Raw genomic sequence first — 22,990 nt, 5'->3', positions numbered from 1 at the left:
TGAATGACAGCCAGCACACCCATGCTCATCACCTTTCTGGTGTACATCCTCGGGATGGTCCTGATCGGCTTTATCGCCTATCGCGCCACCCGCAACTTTGACGACTACATTCTCGGCGGCCGCCGGATGGGGAGCTGGGTGACCGCCCTCTCCGCCGGTGCCTCCGACATGAGCGGCTGGCTCCTGATGGGCCTGCCGGGCGCCGTCTTCATTGGCGGCATCTCCGAGAGCTGGATCGCCATCGGCCTCACCCTGGGTGCCTACCTCAACTGGCGCTGGGTCGCCGGCCGGCTGCGGGTGCATACCGAGAAGAACCGCAACGCCCTGACCCTGCCGGACTACTTCACCTACCGCTTCGAGGACAAGAGCCGGGTGCTGCGCATCCTCTCCGCCCTGGTGATCTTGCTGTTCTTCACCATCTACTGCGCCTCCGGCGTGGTGGCCGGTGCCCGCCTGTTCGAGAGCACCTTCGGCATGAACTATGACACCGCCCTCTGGGTCGGCGCCGCAGCCACCATCACCTATACCTTCTTCGGCGGCTTCCTCGCGGTGAGCTGGACCGATACGGTGCAGGCCACCCTGATGATCTTCGCCCTGATCCTCACCCCGGTGTTCGTCATCATCGCGGTGGGCGGCATCGACACCGCCATGGTGCAGGTGGCGGCGCAGAACGCCAGCAACCTCGACATGTTCAAGAACCTGGACTTCATCGCCATCATCTCGCTGATGGCCTGGGGCCTGGGCTACTTCGGCCAGCCCCACATTTTGGCGCGCTTCATGGCGGCGGACTCCCACCACTCCATGGCCAATGCCCGCCGCATCAGCATGACCTGGATGGTGCTGTGCCTGGGCGGCGCCGTGGCCATCGGCTTCTTCGGCCTGGCCTACTTCTCCACCTTCACCGAACAGGCCGCCGGCGTCACCGGCAACCCGGAGCGGGTCTTCATCGAGCTCTCCAAGATCCTGTTCAACCCCTGGATCGCCGGCGTGCTGCTCTCCGCCATCCTGGCGGCGGTGATGAGTACCCTCAGTTGCCAGCTGCTGGTCTGCTCCAGCGCCATCACCGAGGATCTCTACAAGCCGTTCCTGCGCAAGAACGCCTCCCAGCAGGAACTGGTGTGGGTCGGGCGTGCCATGGTGCTGGTGATCGCACTCATCGCCATCGCCGTCGCCATGAACCCGGAGAACCGGGTACTGGGGCTGGTGAGCTACGCCTGGGCCGGCTTTGGCGCCGCCTTCGGCCCCGTGGTACTGCTCTCCGTGCTCTGGTCGCGGATGACCCGCAACGGCGCTCTGGCGGGCATGCTGGTGGGTGCCCTGACCGTCATCGTCTGGAAGCAGTTCGGCTGGCTGGGGCTCTATGAAATCATCCCGGGCTTCCTCCTCTCCGGACTCGCCATCGTGGTGTTCAGCCTGCTGGACAAGGCCCCCTCCAAGGCCATGCTGGAGCGCTTTGACGACGCCGAGCGCGAGTTCCAGACCCCGCCGGATGCGCTGGGTCAGCCGGTTGCCGTCAACTGAGTTGGCTACTGCCGATAACAAAAAGCCCCGCGATGCGGGGCTTTTAAATACAGTATTGGAAAGGGTGGGGCCCAGACCTCTGTAAATGAAAATAGACCTAGCCGAGAGCTTGGATTGAGCACCGTCGTATTAGTTAAAACAAGGCACCGGCTCAAGGCCGGTGTCAGGTGATAACGAGATCTGTACATTCAATGCATGGTGAAAATATTACGCGTTGCGAATCTATCTTAAACAATTTGCTAGATGCTAGTCCTCAACATCATCCCAATTACGCTGTCTGTTATAGTAGCAACCAAACTCGGACAAAGAACAAACTCTGAATGCTAGCTCACGATCTAGTTCTAAGAACATTGCTATATCTGATAAGTGTCCATAATTTAGCTCAAACCACTCACCTCTAATACAAAATTCAGAATAGTTGTTGTGCAAAAAACTTTCTAAGTAGGAAATTTCTTTGCCCAAGTAGTCATCTAAATCTGCTTCGAAGTAGCAAATAAGCTTAAGTTTATATGGACACCCTGTCTGGTGAGTGGCAAGACGCTTTTCAAGATCGTTAGTAACACCAATTTTATAGTACTTACTTCTTCCGCAACGGATAATATACAAGTACCTTGGAGCATTGTCATTTTTCAAATAATTATTATATTTTTTGTACGCAAGCTTCAAATCATCTTCTGTTGCTTGCGAATAATCAAACAGAGCTGCGATCTTTAGAGCATGTGCCTTTGTGAAACGAATTGAACTATACCAACGGCTCAATCTTTCCTCCTGCTATTTAACACCCTGTTAAGGGGCTAGCAACGAATACAGATGTCGCTACATACCACCTTAAGCATTAAACGCAACGCATGATAAAAATGCCATGCGTTGCGAGTCACTCTTAAAAAGTTTGTAATGCTATTTTTTGTCTGTAATAGCTTCAACACCTCGGATAGAGAAACGTTTGCTGTAATGAGGCGATTTGTATAGAGCTTTAGTTTTTTTCTCAGCGGTTGTAATTAAAAGTTCCATTGCTTCGGCTAAACCTTTTTCCTTGTATGCTGTAGACAGATCATTACTAAAACTCATATCTGGATTTGCCGTTATGCACGGCACTTTAGGATGACCAATTTGCTCCAAGTACGCATAAAAAGCATCTTTTGAAATGACAAGGCCAAACTCGCGCCACGCATATTTCTTACCCCAGTAATAACCATCTGTGGCTTTGTGTGTGACCCTTTCGTCATTTTTTTGTTTGTTAACTTTATGTCTATCTTTAGAAAACTCTTTTGCATACATGTAGGATAGCATCGGGCTTACACTGTCTGATTTTGAAATACACGACAGGTCGACGATCTTACGGCCATCTTTATCCTCGCGGAATCCGATATTATACCTTTCGCCTTCTTCCATTTCGGCAACTCCATTTGCCTCGAACTGATACAAGGTATTAGTTGTTTTTGGTTTAAATGTGTGCAAAAAACGACCTTCATCGATATAAGTCGTTGTGTACTCAGTGACAATAACGTCATAGATTGTTTTTAAATCTCTTGATTTCATAAATACCTAACCATTTCTACCGACATGTTTAAAATTACATAACGTGGATTTTCATGGGGGACGCTTAGCTGCGACCCAGGCCCACTTTCGGGCTGAATGGCACGCCTGGTTAGGCTACCACTAAGCCCACCATGGAACATAAAATAGACCTGTCGCACCAGGAGAACATGACTTTTTCAGATTACATTGCTTGCAAAGCAATTGGAAATTTGACGGATCATTTGTTCCCCAACGAGCTAATGGAATAATGTGGTCAAAATGTAATTTTCTATCCGTTGCCAGTAACCCACTTAAATCTGCTAAACAAAAGACACAACGCCCATGATCCCGGTAAAATACTGCTTTCTTTAGCCAGATAGGAAGTCTATTACATCTTTTTATTTTCCTGCCTTTATCGAAGACCTTCTCATTGATATAACTCTTGTTATATTCAACATACTCAGCCAGTGATTGCGAAAATTGAAGCAAAAACCTGCGATTTGAAAATACTATGTGAAATACATCTTCAGTTACCTTTTCCCAATACTCCATAAATATATCTTCGTTCGATAAAAACCATCGATAAAACATATCTCCATCATCAACCTCTTCAGACGATATTTCATATTCTTCTAGGGGTATGAGTGATAGTCCATACTCACTGAAGACTTGTATTAAGTGATCTATATCTTCTTTATCGTATAGTTCAGAATTTTTTCTGTAATCACGAGATATATAAGTTCTTATCATTGCGAATATGTATTCGTGAAGAATGCTTATCTTATCTGGCTTCTGGAGCCGATTGGCGATTTCATTATACTCCTCCATTCTTACCTCAAGAAAGGAGCCAGAGTCAGAAATACATGACTCAACAATCGAAACGTAATTATAAATGTCACGTTGTACAAGTTGTCGTACGGATGAATTCATTGGTCCCCCGCGTCTAATCGTGATTGGATGGAAGGCGGTGCTAACACATTAATACCGCCTTCCATCTAACTCCACTTAAGTCTGATACAGGCTGCGATAAATGATTTTTAAAATCATTTTGTTATCATCACCCGTATGAAACTGGTCGTATTCGCTTGCTCTCTTCTTTGTGTACAACCATTACGACTGCATAGAAAAGTCGTGTGACCTTGGGCATGGCAAGTACCAGGATGGCTACCGCCCTGAATTTCAGCCCTCAGTCTGCTGCGCGTACCTGCGGGTGGATTGGCATGGCTCATGGGGAGACTCCGACGAAGCGTATGTTGCCAATTGGCTATATTAACGACCTATCAGCGAAGGGAAAGGGGAAAATGGTGAATTGCCGAGCAAGATCAATAAATTAATAGATATGGCGAGAGCAGAGGGGGCGGGCAGGAGAAGGCGGCGTGGATGCCGCCGCCTCAAGTGATCGGCTTCTGGATTAGCGCTGCGTGCAGGTGAGAGTTGGCTGGCTGACACGCTCCAGCCTGGCTTCGCTCCCCTTGGTAAAGAGGGTGAGGTTTTGCCCTTCATAACGAGCGCCGCTGGCGCTGGGGGTTTCATAGGCGAGCACCTGTTGCTGGCTATCCCCTTCGCTCAGGTTGATCACGGCGGCGGGCAGCTTGGCATCGTGATAGAAGTAGGTGGAGAGGGTGACCTTGTTGCCGCACTGGTAGTCGACCGGCGTCGGCACCATCAACTGGCCGCCTTTTATCTGCAACTCGGTGATCCGCTGCTGGTAGTTCTCCTCCACGCATTGGCGCAGATCCTTGGCCTTCCAGCAGTCGTTGCGACCCTTGATCCAGCCGCGCTGCATGGCCTTCTCGGTTTTGAGCTGTTCGGGGGAGAGGTTGGCGAGCTCCTTGGGATAGAGGGTGGCCAGCTCGTTATCCAGCGCTGCCAGCGCGGCATCCTTGCAGATCAGGGTTTCGGCCGCGCCGGCTGCCTTGGCACAATCAAAGGAAGGGGTGGCGGCACAGGCCAGCAGAGGGGTAAAGAGCAGAGGGCCAAGCAGCAGCTTGTTCATCGGAAAGACTCCAGCAAAAAGAGTGGGATACCCGGCTACTAGAGCACAATGAGACGGGGCCGCCGAGCGCTTTTTCACACTGGCGGCCCCGGTTGGCGGAGCGGATCCGATGCCGGCCCGGACTCAGGCCAGCGCCAGTGGCTGGCTGCGAGCACGCCACAGCCGCTCGTGGAAGAAGAACACGACGGTGTTGATGGCAGGCTCGATCATCGCCATCACGCCGCCGGTGAGCAGCTCGCCGCTCAGCAGATAGGCGACGCCGAAGGCCACCGAGAAGTGCACCAGGGCGAAGCTGCTGGTCTTGGCCTGCAGGCTGTGGTGGGGCTTGAGTTTGTGCCAGCCGAGATCGTGGAAGTAGAAGGCGACTGTGTTGACGGCGGGCTCTATCAGGGCGATCAGGCTGGCGGTGAGCAGTTCACCGGTCAGCAGGTAAGCCACGGTGAAGGCCACGGTGAAGTGCAAAACGGCAAAGCTGATGGTCTTTTTCATGATGGCGGCTCCCTCTGGTGATGAACAGAGTATCCCCCGAAACTACATTAAATGAAAACCATTCTCATCTAATGGTTGGATAGGGACGACCTATCAAGTGAGAACGCCCTCACCGGATTGGGAGTTGCCTGGGGCCACAGCGGCGCTAGAGTGAGCCTTTGCCATGAAAAAGGAGCTTTCATGCATATGAATATCAACGCCACCCTGATGGGGCAGTTCATCCTGTTGCTGATGATCATCGTCGGCGTCGTGGCCTGGCGACTGGCCCGCCGCAAGAGCGAACATCCGGTGCTGATCACAGTGCTGTGCATGCTGCTCAGTCTGGCCCCGCCTTTCGCCCTGCTGGCGCTGCTTATTCTGGCGCTCTGGCGGGATCTCCCGGGCAAAACGTGAGGTTGGCCGGCATGCTAAAAGCCCCGTGACGGGGCTTTTTTATTTGGGCGTCTTCCGCGCAGTTGCCGGTTGTGGCGGCAAGAGGCGGGGGAGGGGCTCACCGGCTGAGAGCGGCGATCCGCTCATGGGCCTGGCGCATGCCCTGCTCCGCCCCGTGGGGGCGCAGGTCCATCCCTTCTGCGTAGACGAACTCCACCTGCGTGATGCCCATCAGGCCGAGCACGGACTCGAGGTAGGGGGTGACCGCATCCGTCGCCTGGCCCTGATGCACGCCGCCGCGGCTGCTGAACACCAGGGCTTTTACCCCCTCCACCAGCCCCATGGGGTAGCTGTCGGTGTAGCGAAAGGTGACCCTGGCCCGTGCCACCAGATCGAACCAGTTCTTGAGCGGGGTTGGCACGTTGAGGTTGTACATGGGGGCGCCGATCAGCAGCAGGTCGGCGGCCTTGAGCTCGGCAATCAGTTGGTCCGACAGCGCCACCGCCTGGCGGATGGCCTCGTTGGCCGGTTCGGCCCCCCGCAGGGCGTGAAACAGTGCGCTGTCCAGTGGCGGCAGGGCGAGGGCGGGCAGGTCGCGTACCACCACCTGGTCCTGGTGGCCCTGCTCCCGGCGCGCTTGCAGAAAGCGCTCCATCAACTGGTTGGTGCGGGACGCGGGGCCGTTGAGGCTGGATTGCAGCAGCAGGATCTGACTCATGAGGTGAACTCCATCTGATAAAGTGTGGGGATGGAGGGAGCTTATCAGTCATTTTTTTCCGCAGTGCTGATACTATTTCGCCATATTGGTTCCAAAAGGTATTCAATAGATGGCAAACAGCCTCAATGGCCTCGATCTGTTCGCCAGCGTGGTGGAGGCGGGCAGTTTCGCCCAGGCCGCCGAGCGGCTCCACCTCACCCGCTCGGCAGTGGGCAAGGGGATTGCCCGGCTCGAGCAGCGTCTCGGCATCCAGCTGTTTCACCGCACTACCCGCAGTCAGAGCCTGACCGAGGAGGGGGCGCTGTTCCATCGTCACTGCCTGCGGGCGCTGGAGGAGGTGCGCCTCGGCGAGGCGGCGCTGGCCAGCAACAAGTTGACCCTCAACGGCAGCCTCAAGGTCTCCATGCCGGTACTGTTCGGCCAGCTGTGCGTGGCACCCCTGCTGCTGGAGCTGGCGCAGGCCCATCCCGGGCTGGCACTGTCGCTGTCGTTCAGCGATCGCAAGGTGGATCTGGTGGAGGAGGGGCTCGACCTGGTGATCCGCAACGGGGAGCCGCCGGACAGCCTGGATCTGGCTGCGCGCAGGCTTGGCGAGCACGGCATGACGCTCTGCGCCGCGCCCAGCTATCTGGCCGAGCGGGGCGAACCGATGACGCTGGCGGATCTGGCCGAGCACGAGGGCATCGCCTATCTGCGGCAGGGGCGGGTGCTGGCGTGGCAGTGGCAACTGGATGGCCAGTGGCAATCGGTGCGGCCGACGGGGCGCCTGCAGCTGGACGATCTGCACGCCATCACCCAGGCGGCCATCGCGGGCTTTGGTCTTGCCTGGTTGCCGAGCTGGTTGGCGCGCCCGCACCTTGAGCGGGGCGAGCTGCGCGAAGTGCTGGGCTCGCTCAAGGGTCGGTGCTACCCCATCAATGCCCTCTGCCCCCACAGCCCGCACCTGCCGCTCAAGACCAGAATGGCCATCGACTGGCTGGCGAGCCGGCTGCCGGAGCGGCTTGCCAGCGTGGCAGGGGCGGGCAGTCATGAGCAATAAAAAGGGCCTGCAGTGGCAGGCCCTTGGCGGTGTGCGAGTGATGCAAGGCGTTACGCTTCAACCTTGTTGAGCCACTCGACCTTGTACTGGGCGCCGGCACCCTGCGCCAGCTTGGCGCAGAGGGGTTTGAGGAAGGCTTCAATCTGCTCGTCCAGCAGCCAGGGCGGGCTCACTATCAGCATACCTGAGCCGTTCATGCCCCAGTCGGCAGTCTGACCGGCCACTTCCAGCTCGGCCACCAGGACGTTGCCGAAGTTCTCGCGCTTGATGGCGCGCAGCATGTCGCGAGACTTGTCCGCCTCTTCCCCCAGAATGGGATACCAGAGGGCATAGATGCCGGTGGCCCAGCGTTTTTGCGCCTTTTTCAGGGTATCGACCACCGCGAAGTAATCTTCCTTGAGCTCATAGGGCGGGTCGATCAGTACCAGGCCGCGGCGCGGGGTGGGCGGCAGCAGGGCCACCAGCCCCTCGAAGCCGTCACGGTGGTGGACGGCGACGCGGGGGTCGTAACCCATGTTGGCGCGCAGGTCTTCCACCTCGTTGTTGTGCAGCTCCATCAGCGCCAGCTTGTCCTGCTCGCGGGCGAGGCGGCGCGACAGCTCCGGCGAGCCGGGGTAGCAGTGCAGCTGGCCATCGCTGTTCATCTCCTCGATGACGCCGAGATAGGGGGCCATGGTGGACCACTGGGCCCGCTCGTCCCACAGCCGGCCAATGCCGTCGGCATATTCCGCCTTCTTCTGCGACCAGTCGCCGCGCAGGTCGTAGAGACCGCCGCCGGCATGGGTGTCCAGCACGATGAAGGGTTTCTCCTTCTTCTTGAGGGACTCGATGATCAGGGCCTGAACGGCGTGTTTCAGCACGTCGGCGTGGTTGCCGGCGTGAAAGGCGTGGCGATAACTCAGCATATTAGGTCTCTGAGGGGGCCCTGCTGGGCCCCCAGTAACAATAGATAGTTCAACAGGTTGCGGCTGTTGCCGCGAAACAGGGTGAGGCTGCGCAGGGTCTGCAGCAGCACTCCTTGTTGCAGCCGTTCCAGCTCCAGCTCGTGGGCCAGCATGGCCTGATACTCCTGCTCGCCGAGCCGCGCCTTGGCGCTCGAACGCAGGGTGCGCCAGGGGCCGAGCACCGCCTCGGTCTGCACCAGCGCTGGTTGCAGGTCGGTCAGATCGACCGGGATCCCGCACAGATCCAGCCGGTGCAGCAACAGGGCCAGATTGACGTTGCCCCCCTGCGCCTGCACGCTGAGCCAGTCCTGGCTGCGCGCGCCGTACACCTCGCCGCTCCACTGCCAGAAGTCGAGCGGGCCCGGCAGTTCGTGGGCGGCGATCCGCTCGCTCGCCATCAGCTGTTCGTCACGCAAGGAAGGCCTGCTCCATGGTTTCCAGCTCCTCACTGAGGCTCATCCACTCCAGCTCCACCCCTTCCAGCACCTCCTTGATGGGGCCCTGGGACTTGAGCAGTTCGGAGAGCTTCTGCTTGGCGCTCTCTTCATAGATGGCGGGATCGGCCAGCTGCTCTTCCACCGCGGCCAGCTTGGCCTGCAGTTTCTCCATGCTGGTTTCGAGCTTCTCCAGCTTCTGGCGCAGCGGCCGGGTCGCTTGCCGGAATTCCGCCTCGCGCCGCTTCTGATCCTTGCGCGCCACCGCCGAGTTGGCGGAGACAGGGCCGTCGTCCGGTTTGGCGTTGGCCTCTTTCTCCTGTTCGCCAAGCCACTTGTGGTAGTCGTCCAGATCGCCGTCGAACGGCTCGACCCGGCCACCGTGCACCAGATAGAAGTCATCGGTGGTGGTACGCAGCAGGTGCCGGTCGTGGGAGACCACCACCATGGCGCCCTCGAAGCCTTGCAGCGCCATGGTCAGGGCGTGGCGCATCTCCAGATCCAGGTGGTTGGTCGGTTCATCCAGCAGCAAGAGGTTGGGCTTTTGCCAGGTGATGAGGGCCAGCACCAGCCGCGCCTTCTCGCCGCCGGAGAAGGGGGCTACCTTGTCGAGCGCCTTGTCACCGTGAAAGCCAAAGCTGCCAAGGTAGTTGCGCAGCTCCTGCTCGGTCTTGTCCGGCGCGAGGCGCACCAGGTGATCGAGGGGCGAGTCGTCCAGGCGCAGGGTCTCCAGCTGATGCTGGGCGAAGTAGCCGATGCTGACCCCGGCGCTCACCTCGAGCTTGCCGGAGAGCGGCGGGTTGGAGCCAGACAGCATCTTGATGAAGGTGGATTTGCCGGCGCCGTTGCGACCGAGCAGGCCGATGCGCGAACCCGGCACCAGGTTGAGTTTGATCTTCTCCAGGATCACCTTGTCGCCGTAACCGGCAGAGAGGTTCTCCATGGCAATCAGCGGGGTCGGCAGGGCCGACGGCTCGCGAAACTCGAAGCTGAACTCGGAATCGGCGTGGGCGGGCAGGATCTTCTCCATCCGCTCCATCGCTTTGAGCCGGCTCTGGGCTTGACGGGCCTTGGAGGCCTTGTAGCGGAAGCGGTCCACATACGCCTGCATGTGGGACATCTCGCGCTGCTGCTTCTCGTACATGGATTGCTGCTGGGCCAGGTGTTCGGCGCGCTGCAGTTCGAAGTCGGAGTAACCGCCGGTGTATTCGTTGAGCTTGCCGTTCTCGATGTGGATGATGCGGCTGATGACCGAATCGAGGAAGTCGCGGTCGTGGGAGATCAGCACCAGCGTGCCCTGATAGGCCTTGAGCCACTTCTCCAGCCAGATGACGGCGTCGAGATCCAGGTGGTTGGTTGGTTCATCCAGCAGCAGCAGATCGGAGCGGCAGAGCAGCGCCTGGGCGAGGTTCAGGCGCATGCGCCAGCCACCGGAGAAGCTGCGTACCGGCGAACTCAGCTGCTCGTCGCTGAAACCGAGGCCGTGCAGCAGTTCGGCGGCGCGAGCACGAATGCTGTAGGCGCCGATGGTATCGAGCTTGCCGTGCAGCTCGGCCACCAGCAGGCCGTTGTCATCCTGCTCGGCCTGGGCCAGCTGGGCCTCCAGCGCGCGGAACTCCTTGTCGCCGTCGATCACGTAGTCGAGGGCGGAGCAGTCCAGCGCCGGGGTCTCCTGCGCCACGCCGGCAATCTGCCAGCCAGCGGGCAGGCTGAAGGTGCCGCTGTCGATGGCCAGCTCGCCCCGTACCAGTGCAAAAAAGGTGGACTTGCCACAGCCGTTCTTGCCCACCAGACCCACCTTGTGGCCGGGATGAATGGTGGCGGATGCGTTGTCCAGCAGCTTGCGGCCGCCGCGGATCAGTTCGATTTGACTGGCAACTATCATGGATTGGTCTGCTTGGCTCAAATGGAGGAGAAAAACTGGCGCGGATCTTACGTGAAACGGCGCAGATTTGCACTTGAGGCGGGGAGCAACCACTGGCTGGGGGGGCAAAAACATGCCATAACAGAGCAATCAGTCAGGGTTGGGGAGGTTAGCATGCTTATCAGGGACATCATGACGACCCGGGTCGCCACCGTTTCCATGGATGACCGGCTCAATGTCATCAAGGAGATCTTCGAGCAGGCTCACTTTCGCCACCTGCTGGTGCTGGAAGAGGAGGAGCTGGTGGGGGTCATTTCAGACCGGGATCTGTTCCGCGCCATCAGCCCCTATCTGGACTCCGAGGCCGAGATGAGCCGCGACACCGAGACCCTCAACCGGCGCGCCCACCAGATCATGAGCCGCCATCCCATCACCATCGCCCCCCAGCTCACGGTGCGGGACGGGGTCAAGATGATGCTGGAGAAGAACGTCTCCTGCCTGCCGGTGCTGGAAAACGGCGCCCTGGTCGGCATCATCAGCTGGAAGGATCTGCTGCGCGCCGCCCTCGACAGCGACGCCTTCTAGCCCCGTCGGCACAGTTTGCAAGACAGCGAAAAGGGCTCCGAGGAGCCCTTTGTCGTTGGCGGTCATGGCGCCCTACCCCTGTGTCAGGGCAGCGGCTCTACCAGCAGGATATGGGAGTCATGCCCCGTTACCCGCACCTTGCTGCCGGCGCTCAGCGGCTGGTTGCAGCGCACCGTCCAGGCGGTGTCGTCCAGGTGTACCCGGCTCATCCCCTGAGTCACGTCATCCAGCAGCACCAGTTCGCGCCCCAGATACCCCTGCATCCGTTCGTTGATCGGAGCGGCGGCATCCCGGCTGGAGCGATCCCGGCGGTGCTGCCAGCGCCACCAGGCCCAGGTGGTGAGCAGGGATTGCAGGCCAAACAGCAGCAGCTGTGCCTGCCAGCCGAAGGGCCAGATCAGCAGCAGCAGGCCCACTTCCAGCGCGGCGATGCCGGTCCAGAGCAGAAAGCCCACCGAGCCCAGCACCTCGATGGCCAGCAGCGCGAAGCCGAGTCCCAGCCAGTGCCAGTGGGTCAGCCCCTCGAACAGGGCTGTCATGACTTGCCGCCCTTGCCATCCTTGAACAGCTCGGCCATGCCGGCGACGGCGCCGATCAGGCTGCCCGCCTCCAGCGGCATCATCACCACCTTGCTGTTGGGGCCTTCGCCGATGCGGGCCAGCGCCTCGGTGTATTTCTGGGCCACGAAGTAGTTGATGGCCTGCAGATCCCCTTCGGCGATGGCCTTGGAGACCATGTGGGTCGCCTTGGCTTCTGCCTCGGCGGCCCGCTCGCGCGCTTCGGCGGCGAGGAAGGCGGCCTGACGCTCACCCTCGGCCTTGAGGATCTGGGACTGCTTCTCCCCCTCCGCTTTCAGGATCTTGGATTGGCGCACCCCTTCGGCTTCCAGTACCTCGGCCCGTTTCTGGCGCTCGGCCTTCATCTGGGCGTTCATGGCTTCAACCAGAGCCAGCGGCGGACGTACATCCTTGATCTCGATGCGGGTCACCTTGATGCCCCAGGGCGCGGTGGCGGCATCCATGGTGCGCAGCAGCTTCTCGTTGATGGTGTCGCGCTGGGAGAGCATCTCGTCCAGCTCCATGGCGCCGAGCACGGTCCGCATGTTGGTCATGGTCAGATTGCGGATGGCGCTGGTGAGATCATTGACCTCATAGCCGGCCTTGCGGGCGTCTACCACCTGCACGAAGCTGATGGCGTCGATGGTGACGTTGGCGTTGTCGCGGGAGATCACCTCCTGCGCCGGGATGTCCAGCACCTGCTCCATCATGATGATCTTGTGGCCGACCCTGTCCACATAAGGGATGAGCAGGTTGAGGCCCGGCACCAGGGTGCGGGTGTAGCGGCCGAAGCGCTCCACGGTCCAGTTGTAGCCCTGCGGCACTATCTTGATGCCGGCGCTCAGGGTAGCGAGCACCAGAAACACGAAGATCCCCAGCACAATCAATGACTCATTCATTATTAAGCTCCTTATGAAACACTTTCACTAGCCTATGGCCTTGCGCCTGGCACCACAAGCGCCTTGCTTCGCCTTTGTCATCATACGGCTTTGTTAATTACTAAAACGCATTAAAAAGCATTTTTTATTATTTTGAGGGATAAGCAGCCCTGCCTATAGTCGCCCCATATTAGTCGTGTTCCGAGGGATGGGCCGAAATGGATTATTTGCCGATGTTTGCCAAATTGGACGGTCGCCCGGTGCTGCTGGTGGGAGGGGGCGAAGTGGCCCTGCGCAAGGCGCGCCTGCTGCTGGCGGCCGGTGCCAGGCTGACCCTGGTCTCCCCCGAGCTGGAACCCGAATTCACGGAATTTTCCGGTCGCTTCACCCATCTGGCGGAGCGCTTCACCCCGGCCCACCTGGCTGGCCAGATCCTGGTGGTGGCCGCCACCGACGATCTCGAGGTGAACGCCCTGGTCTATCAGAGCGCCAACCGGCTCGGTCTGTTCGTCAACGTGGTGGACGACCCCAAGCGCTCCAGCTTCATCTTCCCTTCCATCATCGATCGCAGCCCCATCATGGTGGCCGTCTCCAGCGGCGGCAAGGCGCCGGTGCTGGTGCGCCTGTTGCGCGAGCGGCTGGAGAGCCTGCTGCCCCGCCATCTCGGCGGGTTGGCCGAGCTCTCCGGCCGGGTCCGTGACCGGGCCAAGCGGGTGCTCTCCTCGATTTCCGATCGCCGTCGCTTCTGGGAGCGCGCCTTTGCCTCCAACACCCTGGCCGGTCTGATTGAGAAAGAAGATTGGCAAGGGGCCGAGCAGTGGCTGAACGATGGCCTCGATCAGGCGAAAAGCGAAGTGGGCGAGGTGGTGCTGGTGGGAGCGGGCCCCGGCGATCCGGGCCTGTTGACCCTCAAGGCGCTGCAACAAATTCAGCAGGCCGAAGTGGTGCTCTACGACCAGCTGGTCTCTGCCGAGATCCTGGATCTGGTGCGCCGCGACGCCACCCTGGTGTCGGTCGGCAAGAAGGCCGGCGCCCACAGCGTGCCGCAGGAGGAGACCAATCGCCTGCTGGTGGAATACGCCAGGGCGGGCAACCGGGTGGTGCGGCTCAAGGGGGGCGATCCCTTCATGTTCGGCCGTGGCGGCGAAGAGCTGGAAGTGCTGGCCGAGGAAGGCATCCCCTTCTCGGTGGTGCCTGGCATCACGGCCGCCGCCGGTGCTACCGCTTATGCAGGTATCCCGCTTACTCACCGCGACCATGCCCAGAGCGCCGTCTTTATCACCGGCCACTGCCAGATCGATGGCAAGGAGCCCGACTGGCATCAGCTCGCCGCTACCAGCCAGACCCTGGTCATCTACATGGGGCTGATGCGCTCCGAGCATATCCGCCAGCAGCTGGTGAGCCATGGCCGAAGTGCCGCCACCCCCATCGCCATTATCGAGCGCGGCACCACCGCCCGCCAGCGGGTGCTGACCGGCACCTTGGCGGAGCTGGCCGAACTGGCCGCCCAGGCGGTGAGCCCGTCCCTTATCGTCATCGGCGAAGTGGTGGCCCTGCGTGAGCGGCTCGCCTGGTTTGGCGAGGGGCAGCAGCAGGGCGCCTGCGACCTCAAGCTGGTGAGTCTGGCCTGAGGGTCGGCGGCGACATCCATCGATTTGACGGTGCGGCCATGGCGGCACCGACCTGAACCAACACCGCGCCCTGACCAGGCGCGTTAGCAATGAACCGAGGACCCAGACATGGACCGTGAAAGACTGACCCACTTGCAGCAGCTGGAAGCCGAGAGCATCCACATCATCCGCGAGGTGGCTGCCGAATTTGAAAACCCGGTGATGATGTACTCCATCGGCAAGGACTCCTCCGTCATGCTGCACCTAGCCCGCAAGGCCTTCTATCCGGGCAAGATCCCGTTCCCCTTGCTGCACGTCGACACCGACTGGAAGTTCAAGGAGATGATCACGTTCCGTGACGAGACTGCCAAGAAGTACGGGCTGGATCTCATCGTCCACAAGAACCCGGACGGCCTCGCCATGGGCATCAACCCCTTCGTGCACGGCAGCGGCAAGCACACCGACATCATGAAGACCGAGGGGCTCAAGCAGGCGCTCAACAAATACGGCTTCGACGCCGCCTTCGGTGGTGCCCGCCGCGACGAGGAGAAATCCCGCGCCAAGGAGCGGGTCTACTCTTTCCGCGACAAGTCCCACCGCTGGGATCCCAAGAACCAGCGCCCGGAGCTGTGGCGCGTCTACAACAGCCAGGTCAACAAGGGGGAGAGCATACGGGTGTTCCCGCTCTCCAACTGGACCGAGCTCGACATCTGGCAATACATCTATCTCGAGAACATCGACATAGTGCCCCTCTACTTCGCGGCGGTGCGCCCGGTCGTTGAGCGCAACGGCATCAAGATCATGGTGGATGACGAGCGCATGCCCATCGGCCCGGAAGATGAAGTGAAGCAGGAGCTGGTGCGTTTTCGCACCCTGGGTTGCTACCCGCTGACCGGCGCCATCGAATCCGATGCCACCACGCTGCCGGAGATCATCGAAGAGATGCTGCTTACCACCTCGAGCGAGCGGCAAGGGCGGCTGATTGACCACGATCAGGCAGGCTCCATGGAGCAGAAGAAGCGTCAGGGCTATTTCTAAAAAAATGTTCTAAGGAATCGCAAATGAACAACCATATTCAGACCGCCATCAGCGAACAGGGCATTGAAGCCTACCTGCACGCCCAGCAACACAAGAGCCTGCTGCGCTTTCTCACCTGCGGCAGCGTGGACGACGGCAAGAGCACTCTCATAGGCCGATTGCTGCACGACTCCCAACAGATCTATGAAGATCAGCTCAAGGCGCTGGAGTCCGACAGCCAGAAGCTTGGCACCACGGGTGAGAAACTCGATCTGGCGCTCTTGGTGGACGGCCTGCAGGCCGAGCGCGAGCAGGGCATCACCATCGACGTGGCCTACCGCTATTTTTCCACCGCCAAGCGCAAATTTATCATCTCGGATACCCCGGGCCACGAGCAGTACACCCGCAACATGGCCACCGGCGCCTCCACCTGCGATCTCGCCATCATATTGATCGATGCCCGCAAGGGCGTGCTGGATCAGACCCGTCGTCACAGCTTTATTGCCAGCCTGCTCGGCATCAAGCAGTTCGTGGTCGCGGTCAACAAGATGGATCTGGTGGAGTTCAGCCAGGAGGTGTTCGAGCGCATCAGCTTGGAGTATCGCGAATTTGCCAAGAAGCTCAGCGTCGACAACATCCAGATAGTGCCTGTCTCGGCGCTGGACGGCGACAACGTGGTCAACCCAAGCGACAAGCTGGCCTGGTATCAGGGCGAAACCCTGCTCTCCCTGCTGGAAAATGCCGAGGTGGAGCGCGAGCTGGAGCGTCATCCGGTGCGCCTGCCGGTGCAGTACGTCAATCGCCCCAACCTCGATTTTCGCGGCTTCGCGGGGACGCTCGCCTCCGGCATTCTGCGGGTCGGTGACAAGCTGGCGGTGCTGCCGTCCGGCAAAGAGAGCACGGTGACCCGCATCGTCACCTTCGACGGGGATCTCGACTACGCCCTGCCGGGTCAGGCCATCACGGTCACCTTTGCCGACGAAATCGACATCAGCCGTGGCGACCTGCTGGTGGATGCCGCCAGAAAGCCGCTGGTGACCCAGAACCTGCTGGCCCACATCGTCTGGATGGGGGAGGAGTCCCTGCAACCGGGCCGAGTCTACGACGTCAAGCTGGCCACCAAGAAGAGTCGCGGCCAGGTGGAGGCCATCCGTCACCGCATCGAGATCAACAAGCTCGATGAGCTGGAGGCGAGCGAACTCAAGCTCAACGAGATCGGCCTGTGCGAGCTGAGCCTGACCGACCCGGTGGCGTTCGACCCGTATCAGGAGATCCGCGATACCGGCAGCTTCATCCTCATTGACCGGCTGACCAACGTCACCGTCGGTGCCGGCATGATAGTGGAGGGCTTGGCCGCTAAAGTGGCAACAGGGCACTACAGCGAGTTCGAAGTGGAGCTCAACGCCCTGGTGCGCAAGCACTTCCCCCACTGGCAGGCGCTGACCATCAGCAACGACGCAAGCAAGGAATAAGCCCATGACCTGGCAACAATCCCTGGTGCTGGGTCTGCTGGCTGCCCTCGTCGCCCTGCTGATCCAGGGCAAACTCCGGCCGGCGCTGCTCTTCTCGGGCGCCGTGCTCATCACCTACCTGAGCGGCCTGGCGGACATCAACGCCGTGGTGGCGGGCTACACCAACAGCGCCCTGCTGACCCTGGTGCTGTTGTTGCTGGTCTCGCTCGCGGTGGAAAAGACCCGGGTCATGAGCTGGTTCGCGAATCTGGTGGGCACCGGCTCCTTCAACAAGGTGCTGGTGAAGGTGTGGTTCTCCACCGCCTTCCTGTCGGCCTTCGTCAACAACACCGCGGTGGTGGCCTCCATGCTGGGGGCGGTCAAACGCAACCCCAACCATGCGCCGTCCCGGCTGCTGCTGCCCATGTGCTTCGCGGCGACCTTTGGTGGCGTGCTGACCCTGATCGGCACCTCCACCAACCTCATCGTCAACAGCTTCCTCATCAAGATGGGGGCCAAGCCGCTCGGCATGTTCGACTTCTTTATGGTGGGGGCGGGGACCTTGCTGACCGGCCTGGTGGCCGTGTTGCTGTTTGCCCGCCACCTGCCGGAGCAGGACACCGAGATGAGCCGGGAATCCGGCTACTTTCTCGAGGCCAAGGTGGGCCCCGGCTCGCCCATGGCCGGGCGCAGCGTCAAGGAGAACGGCCTGCGCAGCCTGAAAAGCCTCTATCTTGCCGAGATCATCCGTGGCAATCAGGTGATCTGCCCGGTGCAGCCGGAACACGAGCTGCACGAGGGGGACATGCTGCTGTTTTGTGGCGACGTGGAGAGCGTCGGCGTGTTGCAGGAGCTCAAGGGGCTGGATCTCTACGGCCAGCACCGGCTCAACGGCCAGCACCTGGTGGAGGTGATCGTCAGCCACAGCTCGCGGCTGGTGGGTCAGACCATCAAGGACGCGGAGTTTCGCACCCACTTCGATGCGGTAGTGCTGGCGGTGCGCCGGGGCGAGACCCAGCTCACCGGCGGCCTCGGCCAGATTGAACTGCATGCAGGGGACACTCTGCTGCTGGCCCCCGGCCCCAAGTTTGCCGGCAACAAGTCCCTCTCCCGCGAGTTCGTGGTGGTGAGCGGGCTGGAGGCCTCCACCCGGCTCGATGCCACGCGCAGCGCCGCCGTGGTGGGTGGTTTTCTCGGGGTGCTGGCGCTGTCGGTGTTCGACCTGGTGCCGCTGTTCAAGGGGTTGCTGGTGATGCTGGTGGTGCTGTTGTTCTCCCGCATCCTGACCCTGGACGAGATCCGCCGCCGTTTTCCGCTGGATATCTGGCTGGTGGTGGGCGGGGCGCTGGCCATCGCCGATCAGCTGGAAAAAAGCGGGCTGGCCCGAGTTATCGCCGACTGGCTGATGGGGGAGTTCAACGGCGCCAGCCCCATCATCGCCTTTATCGGCATCTACCTGTTCACCCTGGTGTTGACCGAGCTGATGAGCAACAACGCCGCTGCGGCGCTGGCCTTCCCCATGGGTTACCAGCTGGCGCTCAGCATGGACGTCTCCACCATGCCGTTCATTCTGGCGGTGCTGTTCGGGGCGAGTTCCAGCTTTATCCTGCCCTACGGCTACCAGACCAACCTGATGGTCTATGCGGCGGGCAACTACAAGATGCCGGATTACCTTAAATTAGCCCTGCCAGTCTCCCTGGCCTACAGCCTCGGGGTGATCGTCATGGTGCCCCTGTTGTTTCCGTTTTAAGGCGGCGCAACTGGGGGCTTGGTGCCTTGCAGGGAATAGGAATACACGACGACCATGGCCCCGTCAGTGACGAGTGGCCAGAGGCTGAGCTCCAGGGAGCCAGACCGTTTCAGCATTGAGGCGCGAGCGCCAAGCAAGGAGTGTGAATGAGCAATATCGTGTGGCATCAGCATGCCGTCGACAAACAGAGCCGGGCCGAGCTTAAAGGACAAAAGCCGCTGGTGATCTGGTTCACCGGCCTCTCCGGGGCGGGCAAATCCACCCTGGCGGGAGCCTTGGAGCAGGCGCTGGTGGCCTCGGGCAAGCACACCTATCTGCTGGATGGGGACAATGTGCGTCACGGCCTCTGCGGCGATTTGGGCTTCGATGATGCCGCCCGCCAGGAGAATATCCGCCGGGTCGGCGAGGTGGCAAAACTCATGGTGGATGCGGGCCTGATTGTGCTCACCGCCTTTATCTCGCCATTCCGTGCCGAGCGGGAGCTGGTGCGCAAGCTCGTGGGTGAAGGGGAGTTTGTCGAGGTGTTCGTCGATGCGCCGCTCGCCATCTGCGAAGAGCGCGACCCGAAAGGGCTCTACAAGAAGGCGCGGGCGGGGGAGATCCGCAACTTCACCGGCATCGACTCCGCTTATGAGGCCCCCGAGCAGCCGGAAATCCACCTGCTCAACGCCGGTAAACCGGTGGAAGTGCTGGTGGATGAGTTGCTGACCGCCTTGCGGCAGCGGGACTACCTGTAGTTGCTGAGTAGCACCGTCTGCATAGTCAGATAAAGGAAGCCGGATTATTATTCCGGCAACCGGCCAGTTGGCCACCACAGGCGCTGCTGGGCTGGCGGTAGCCACTATAAGCAAAAGTTGGGTCATTATCGGAAAACCCATAAATCCAACTTATAGTTAGTGGCACCGACGAGCCTTGAGCTGCGCCAAGGCAGCCTAGAGCAACCCGCAAGAGGATCTTCCGATCCTTGCTTATTTATCGCGGCGGGGTTATTTGCGATTGCCAGAATACGCTGCTCTATTCGAACCTGCGAGTAGATGCAGTGGCTTCATCTCGGCGAATCAGAGGGGGCCAAATTTCACCCATGATATACATCGTTTATTACAAAAGTGGTAGGCTGAGGTCGAGTGAGTCAAAGACAGAGGGGTGGGGTGGTGACTGCAGGCAAGAATGACATTTCCAATGACGTTGATTTTTCTGAGGTGTTCAGTGGCATCGATACTAATGAAATAGTTAAACCTTTTCAGGAGTATACTCAGGCCTTAAATTCATTTTTTACAACTTACACGCCTAAAACTAGCAAGGCTCTCATTCGTATATATGGTGATTTCGATCCTGAGTGGTTTGTGCCGGAAGAGGCTGCTTTTGCAAACGAAGCTTTAAAATTTGCAAACTATGATGAAAGCGCCCTTCAAGGTGAATTAGTTGTGTTGTTTTCTACTCCGGTTATTGTCTCAGATCTTTCTTGTGAGAATGTATCTAAATCTGAAAATTAAGGTGCAGTTAGGCTTATTTCATATCACGGTACGGATAAGCGATTTGCAACCAAAAGAACAACCAGAAATTCTATCAATAGCGCATCTGTCTCCACATATAAAATACATGATGTTGCGTTAGGGCTCATCTTGCCAAAAAATAGTACATTTTCCGCTGTGCGTGTTGCGAGTACCTCTGCGCTGCTTACTGAATTGGAAAAGTTTAATATGGCTAAAGATGCTCTAAACAGGGCAAGAGAAATACCACTTATCGAAATGCAAATGATTAAAGCTAAGCTTGATAACATTAATAGTGTCATTGATGTTAAGCGAGGCTTGTTTGATTCTATATCTAGTGATATCAGCATATTAGAACAAGAGCGATCCCACGCAGAAAACAGTCTGGCTCACAGTCAGAATACTTTGGATAAAGTCAGAAATGACATCGAAAAATCAAGTCGGGAGTATGAAAAGATTTCAAAAACTATTGCTGATGAGTCTGAAAGTCTAATCGCGATAGAGAAAAGAATCGAAGCCGAGATGGATTTGTACAAGAAAGAAGAAAATAAGCTTAAGTTGTTAGTTGTTGATACTGAGAAAGTGAGCGATGCCCTAAAGGCGGTACAGCAAGAGTTAGCTATTGCGAATCGGCAAAAAAATCTTACCACCCTCGATATGGTGGGGCACTCTAATGAAACGTCTAAACAGTTAAAGCCATATTATTTTTTGGCTGTTTCTACATTTATCGCGTTAGCTTTTATGGCAAGGTACATATACGGAAATGGTGAGAGCTTTATGTATATGGTGCCATTTTTGGGTAATGTTAGTGCTTGGGATATTCTTCTCAGTAGATTGCCGCTGATTACAGCCACCACCCTGATTATTGGCGGTTTATCGGGTGTTTTATTTTTCTTGGTTAAGCATATCGTCTCTCTTAATAATGAGAAAATGGCAATGCTTAAGGCCGCCATTTTGGCAGAACAAATAACTAACTCCATTGAATGTGAGCATATGACTGAGCGGGAGAAACTAGAGTTCAAGCGTGACACTAAAATCAGGCTCATAACTCAAGTTTTCTCTAGGGGTGAGCCAGAGATAGACAAGGCTAGCTTTATCATGGATGTTCTAAAAGCACTCAGTGATAAAAAATAGTTCAATAAAGCCACCGTATAAACGGTGGCTTTATTAACATGACTCATCATCTCGTATGTTGAGCTAAAAATGGTAGGTCGGTGCTGAACGAAGTGAAGCCCAACGTTTACCGGAAATGTATCTGCAAATTTTTTACCGATCGGCCCAATTCATCTTTATCCCGCTCTGGTTGAGGTGATCATGTTCGTCTGTTGGGCTTTGCTACGCTCTGCGCCAGCCTGTAAGAAGATTATGCTACCGACCCTAAATTCCAGCTTCCAACCTGCTGTTCTTTCCCTGTGGTGTGGCTCTGGTCTGACTCATAGCTGACTCCGGCGAGAGTGAATTAATAAACTGTTATCGCAGTATAAATAGGGCATTTACCAGCCAGTCTAGCTTCAATCAGCTATCGCTGGGTTTATGGGTTGCCTAGCTTGGACTGTAACCATATATTCATATCCGTTACTACCTCTTTGCGTTGACTTTTCCCGTCACTGTCCTTGAATCCATGATCGAGTTTTTCGTAACGCCGATATTCAATATTGTTTTTTCCTAGGTCTTTAAGGCGCCGCAACAATTCATCTGTTTTCTGAGGTGATACCGAAGTATCTATTCCACCCTGAATGATCAGCAAAGGAGAATTTACTTTTTTAAGGGTATCAAGCTGATCGATGGAGAGCATCTGCTGCCACCAATGATAGCCATGCCCGCTCACCTCAAGCTCAAAGGGTTTGCTGTTAAGAACATGTTCGGCAAACCCTTTGAAACCGTCGATATCTTTTCTCGCTGCTTCGATATTTTTATGCTCTGCAGCGATGCTGTGTGAGACGTCATCGATAAACCAGCGGCCACCACCATTAAAGGCGATGGTGGCATCGATAGAGTCAATATCTGCGCTCACCAGGTTGGCGATAACGGCCCCTTCACTCCCGCCCAGGAGAATTAATTTCTTGTATTGACCGTCTTTTCGAACGGTATCGAGCACAACCTTGATATCTGCTACCCGCTGCGCAGGGTTGTCCTTTTCAAGGTACTGAGCGGGACAATCCTTGCGTGCCGGATCGGTACTGTATTTTAATTTACGATTGATGCCGTATTTTTCCACTAGAAGAATATCAGCTTCTGGCCAAACATCTTTATAGTCGGAAAGTATCGAATCTATGTTAAGCACACTGTTGCAATCAGAGCCTTGCAGAATCAACAGCAAGGTATCTGCATCATGGGTATGCTGGACTAGATAATAGGAGATAGGCGAACCATCATCCCTGCTGGCTGTACGAGTGGTGATATCTTCAGCATTACTAGTGAATGTCAAAAAGAGCAAAAGTAAAAATATCGCTCGGATTTCCATTTTGGCCCCTGACAGTGATGAGATTAAGGGTGCTACTTATCCGATAATTCGACCGTTTAAATAATTTTTATCACTTTTATGGCGAGGTCTGAGAACTCCCGCTCTCTGGTATCAGAATATATTTGTGTTGCCACTCGTTTATCTATTTCATCGGGCAAGGCTACCGCCCCTGAATTTCAGCCTCCAGTCTGCTGTGCTTTCCCTGCGGTGTTGCTCTGGTCTGGTTCATGGCGGACTCCGACAAGAGGGGATCTGCTGGCCATGTTACCGAACGGAGCCGGTTAGGGAAGGGG

At 57.5% G+C, this 22,990-nt stretch carries 23 protein-coding genes; 11 read left to right on the top strand and 12 right to left on the bottom strand.

What is annotated here, in order from left to right; translation table 11 throughout:
• Positions 1–3: 3 nt before the first annotated feature.
• Positions 4–1,521 (top strand): sodium/proline symporter PutP, encoded by a 1,518-nt coding sequence (putP, locus tag E5E97_RS00330; protein WP_171279686.1) that lies wholly within the window; start codon positions 4–6, stop codon positions 1,519–1,521.
• A gap of 246 nt (positions 1,522–1,767) precedes the next feature.
• Here putP and E5E97_RS00325 read toward each other — a convergent pair whose 3' ends face one another.
• The 5 genes from E5E97_RS00325 to E5E97_RS00305 all read right to left on the bottom strand — a co-directional run bounded on the left by E5E97_RS00325 (position 1,768) and on the right by E5E97_RS00305 (position 5,524).
• Entirely contained in the window at positions 1,768–2,280 is a 513-nt protein-coding gene (locus E5E97_RS00325) for a GIY-YIG nuclease family protein (protein WP_171279685.1), read from the bottom strand.
• Positions 2,281–2,418: 138 nt separating this feature from the next.
• The gene (locus tag E5E97_RS00320; RefSeq protein WP_171279684.1) at positions 2,419–3,060 is read right to left on the bottom strand and encodes a hypothetical protein; all 642 of its coding nucleotides are present in this window, start codon (positions 3,058–3,060) and stop codon (positions 2,419–2,421) included.
• A 120-nt stretch (positions 3,061–3,180) separates the two neighbouring features.
• Positions 3,181–3,867 (bottom strand): HNH endonuclease, encoded by a 687-nt coding sequence (locus tag E5E97_RS00315; RefSeq protein ID WP_171279683.1) that lies wholly within the window; start codon positions 3,865–3,867, stop codon positions 3,181–3,183.
• Between the two features lie 583 nt (positions 3,868–4,450).
• Complete coding sequence (locus E5E97_RS00310) at positions 4,451–5,035, bottom strand: MliC family protein (RefSeq protein ID WP_171279682.1); 585 nt, start codon at positions 5,033–5,035, stop codon at positions 4,451–4,453.
• A gap of 123 nt (positions 5,036–5,158) precedes the next feature.
• Positions 5,159–5,524 carry a DUF2061 domain-containing protein gene (locus tag E5E97_RS00305; protein ID WP_171279681.1) on the bottom strand — a complete coding sequence of 122 codons (366 nt, stop codon included), beginning with the start codon at positions 5,522–5,524 and terminating at the stop codon, positions 5,159–5,161.
• A gap of 186 nt (positions 5,525–5,710) precedes the next feature.
• Between E5E97_RS00305 and E5E97_RS00300 the strand changes: the two genes are divergently transcribed.
• A complete protein-coding gene (locus E5E97_RS00300; protein ID WP_016351920.1) occupies positions 5,711–5,917 on the top strand; it encodes a hypothetical protein in 207 nt (68 codons plus the stop codon).
• 97 nt (positions 5,918–6,014) lie between these two features.
• Here E5E97_RS00300 and E5E97_RS00295 read toward each other — a convergent pair whose 3' ends face one another.
• A complete protein-coding gene (locus E5E97_RS00295) occupies positions 6,015–6,614 on the bottom strand; it encodes an FMN-dependent NADH-azoreductase (protein ID WP_171279680.1) in 600 nt (199 codons plus the stop codon).
• A 109-nt stretch (positions 6,615–6,723) separates the two neighbouring features.
• Between E5E97_RS00295 and E5E97_RS00290 the strand changes: the two genes are divergently transcribed.
• A complete protein-coding gene (locus tag E5E97_RS00290) occupies positions 6,724–7,653 on the top strand; it encodes a LysR family transcriptional regulator (protein WP_171279679.1) in 930 nt (309 codons plus the stop codon).
• Between the two features lie 50 nt (positions 7,654–7,703).
• On the opposite strand, the gene E5E97_RS00285 is transcribed toward E5E97_RS00290, so the two are convergent.
• Genes E5E97_RS00285 through E5E97_RS00275 form a run of 3 tightly spaced genes read right to left on the bottom strand, consistent with a single transcriptional unit; the run spans position 7,704 to position 10,916 of the window.
• A complete protein-coding gene (locus E5E97_RS00285) occupies positions 7,704–8,558 on the bottom strand; it encodes a 23S rRNA (adenine(2030)-N(6))-methyltransferase RlmJ (RefSeq protein ID WP_171279678.1) in 855 nt (284 codons plus the stop codon).
• Positions 8,552–9,013 carry a DUF2390 domain-containing protein gene (locus tag E5E97_RS00280; protein ID WP_024946401.1) on the bottom strand — a complete coding sequence of 154 codons (462 nt, stop codon included), beginning with the start codon at positions 9,011–9,013 and terminating at the stop codon, positions 8,552–8,554. The genes E5E97_RS00285 and E5E97_RS00280 overlap by 7 nt, the downstream gene beginning before the upstream one ends.
• Positions 9,006–10,916, bottom strand: coding sequence for an ABC transporter ATP-binding protein (locus E5E97_RS00275; RefSeq protein ID WP_171279677.1), 1,911 nt, complete (start codon positions 10,914–10,916; stop codon positions 9,006–9,008). Before E5E97_RS00275 ends, E5E97_RS00280 begins: the two co-directional genes overlap by 8 nt.
• Positions 10,917–11,069: 153 nt before the next feature.
• Between E5E97_RS00275 and E5E97_RS00270 the strand changes: the two genes are divergently transcribed.
• A complete protein-coding gene (locus E5E97_RS00270; RefSeq protein WP_011707313.1) occupies positions 11,070–11,480 on the top strand; it encodes a CBS domain-containing protein in 411 nt (136 codons plus the stop codon).
• Between the two features lie 83 nt (positions 11,481–11,563).
• On the opposite strand, the gene E5E97_RS00265 is transcribed toward E5E97_RS00270, so the two are convergent.
• Entirely contained in the window at positions 11,564–12,019 is a 456-nt protein-coding gene (locus E5E97_RS00265; RefSeq protein WP_171279676.1) for an NfeD family protein, read from the bottom strand.
• Entirely contained in the window at positions 12,016–12,936 is a 921-nt protein-coding gene (locus E5E97_RS00260; protein WP_011707311.1) for an SPFH domain-containing protein, read from the bottom strand. Before E5E97_RS00260 ends, E5E97_RS00265 begins: the two co-directional genes overlap by 4 nt.
• 197 nt (positions 12,937–13,133) lie before the next feature.
• On the opposite strand from E5E97_RS00260, the gene cysG reads away from it, so the two are divergent.
• The 7 genes from cysG to E5E97_RS23395 all read left to right on the top strand — a co-directional run bounded on the left by cysG (position 13,134) and on the right by E5E97_RS23395 (position 21,367).
• Positions 13,134–14,546 (top strand): siroheme synthase CysG, encoded by a 1,413-nt coding sequence (gene cysG, locus E5E97_RS00255; RefSeq protein ID WP_171279675.1) that lies wholly within the window; start codon positions 13,134–13,136, stop codon positions 14,544–14,546.
• Between the two features lie 108 nt (positions 14,547–14,654).
• On the top strand, positions 14,655–15,563 hold the full coding sequence (cysD, locus tag E5E97_RS00250) for a sulfate adenylyltransferase subunit CysD (RefSeq protein WP_171279674.1): 909 nt from the start codon (positions 14,655–14,657) through the stop codon (positions 15,561–15,563).
• A 23-nt stretch (positions 15,564–15,586) separates the two neighbouring features.
• Positions 15,587–17,014, top strand: coding sequence for a sulfate adenylyltransferase subunit CysN (cysN, locus tag E5E97_RS00245; protein ID WP_171279673.1), 1,428 nt, complete (start codon positions 15,587–15,589; stop codon positions 17,012–17,014).
• 4 nt (positions 17,015–17,018) lie between these two features.
• Positions 17,019–18,743 (top strand): SLC13 family permease, encoded by a 1,725-nt coding sequence (locus E5E97_RS00240; protein WP_171279672.1) that lies wholly within the window; start codon positions 17,019–17,021, stop codon positions 18,741–18,743.
• Positions 18,744–18,889: 146 nt separating this feature from the next.
• Positions 18,890–19,480 (top strand): adenylyl-sulfate kinase, encoded by a 591-nt coding sequence (gene cysC / locus E5E97_RS00235; protein WP_171279671.1) that lies wholly within the window; start codon positions 18,890–18,892, stop codon positions 19,478–19,480.
• A 387-nt stretch (positions 19,481–19,867) separates the two neighbouring features.
• Complete coding sequence (locus tag E5E97_RS23400; RefSeq protein WP_216368132.1) at positions 19,868–20,236, top strand: hypothetical protein; 369 nt, start codon at positions 19,868–19,870, stop codon at positions 20,234–20,236.
• Positions 20,237–20,443: 207 nt separating this feature from the next.
• Complete coding sequence (locus E5E97_RS23395) at positions 20,444–21,367, top strand: hypothetical protein (protein WP_216368131.1); 924 nt, start codon at positions 20,444–20,446, stop codon at positions 21,365–21,367.
• A 397-nt stretch (positions 21,368–21,764) separates the two neighbouring features.
• Here the strand turns inward: E5E97_RS23395 and E5E97_RS00225 are convergent, their stop codons facing one another.
• Complete coding sequence (locus tag E5E97_RS00225; RefSeq protein WP_171279670.1) at positions 21,765–22,697, bottom strand: S9 family peptidase; 933 nt, start codon at positions 22,695–22,697, stop codon at positions 21,765–21,767.
• Positions 22,698–22,990: the final 293 nt, after the last annotated feature.

It is taken from the genome of Aeromonas sp. 2692-1, from assembly GCF_013085505.1.
Taxonomy (GTDB): domain Bacteria; phylum Pseudomonadota; class Gammaproteobacteria; order Enterobacterales; family Aeromonadaceae; genus Aeromonas; species Aeromonas hydrophila.
The sequence above is the reverse complement of the archived record's forward strand: the minus strand, read 5'-3'. Positions and strand labels throughout refer to the sequence as shown.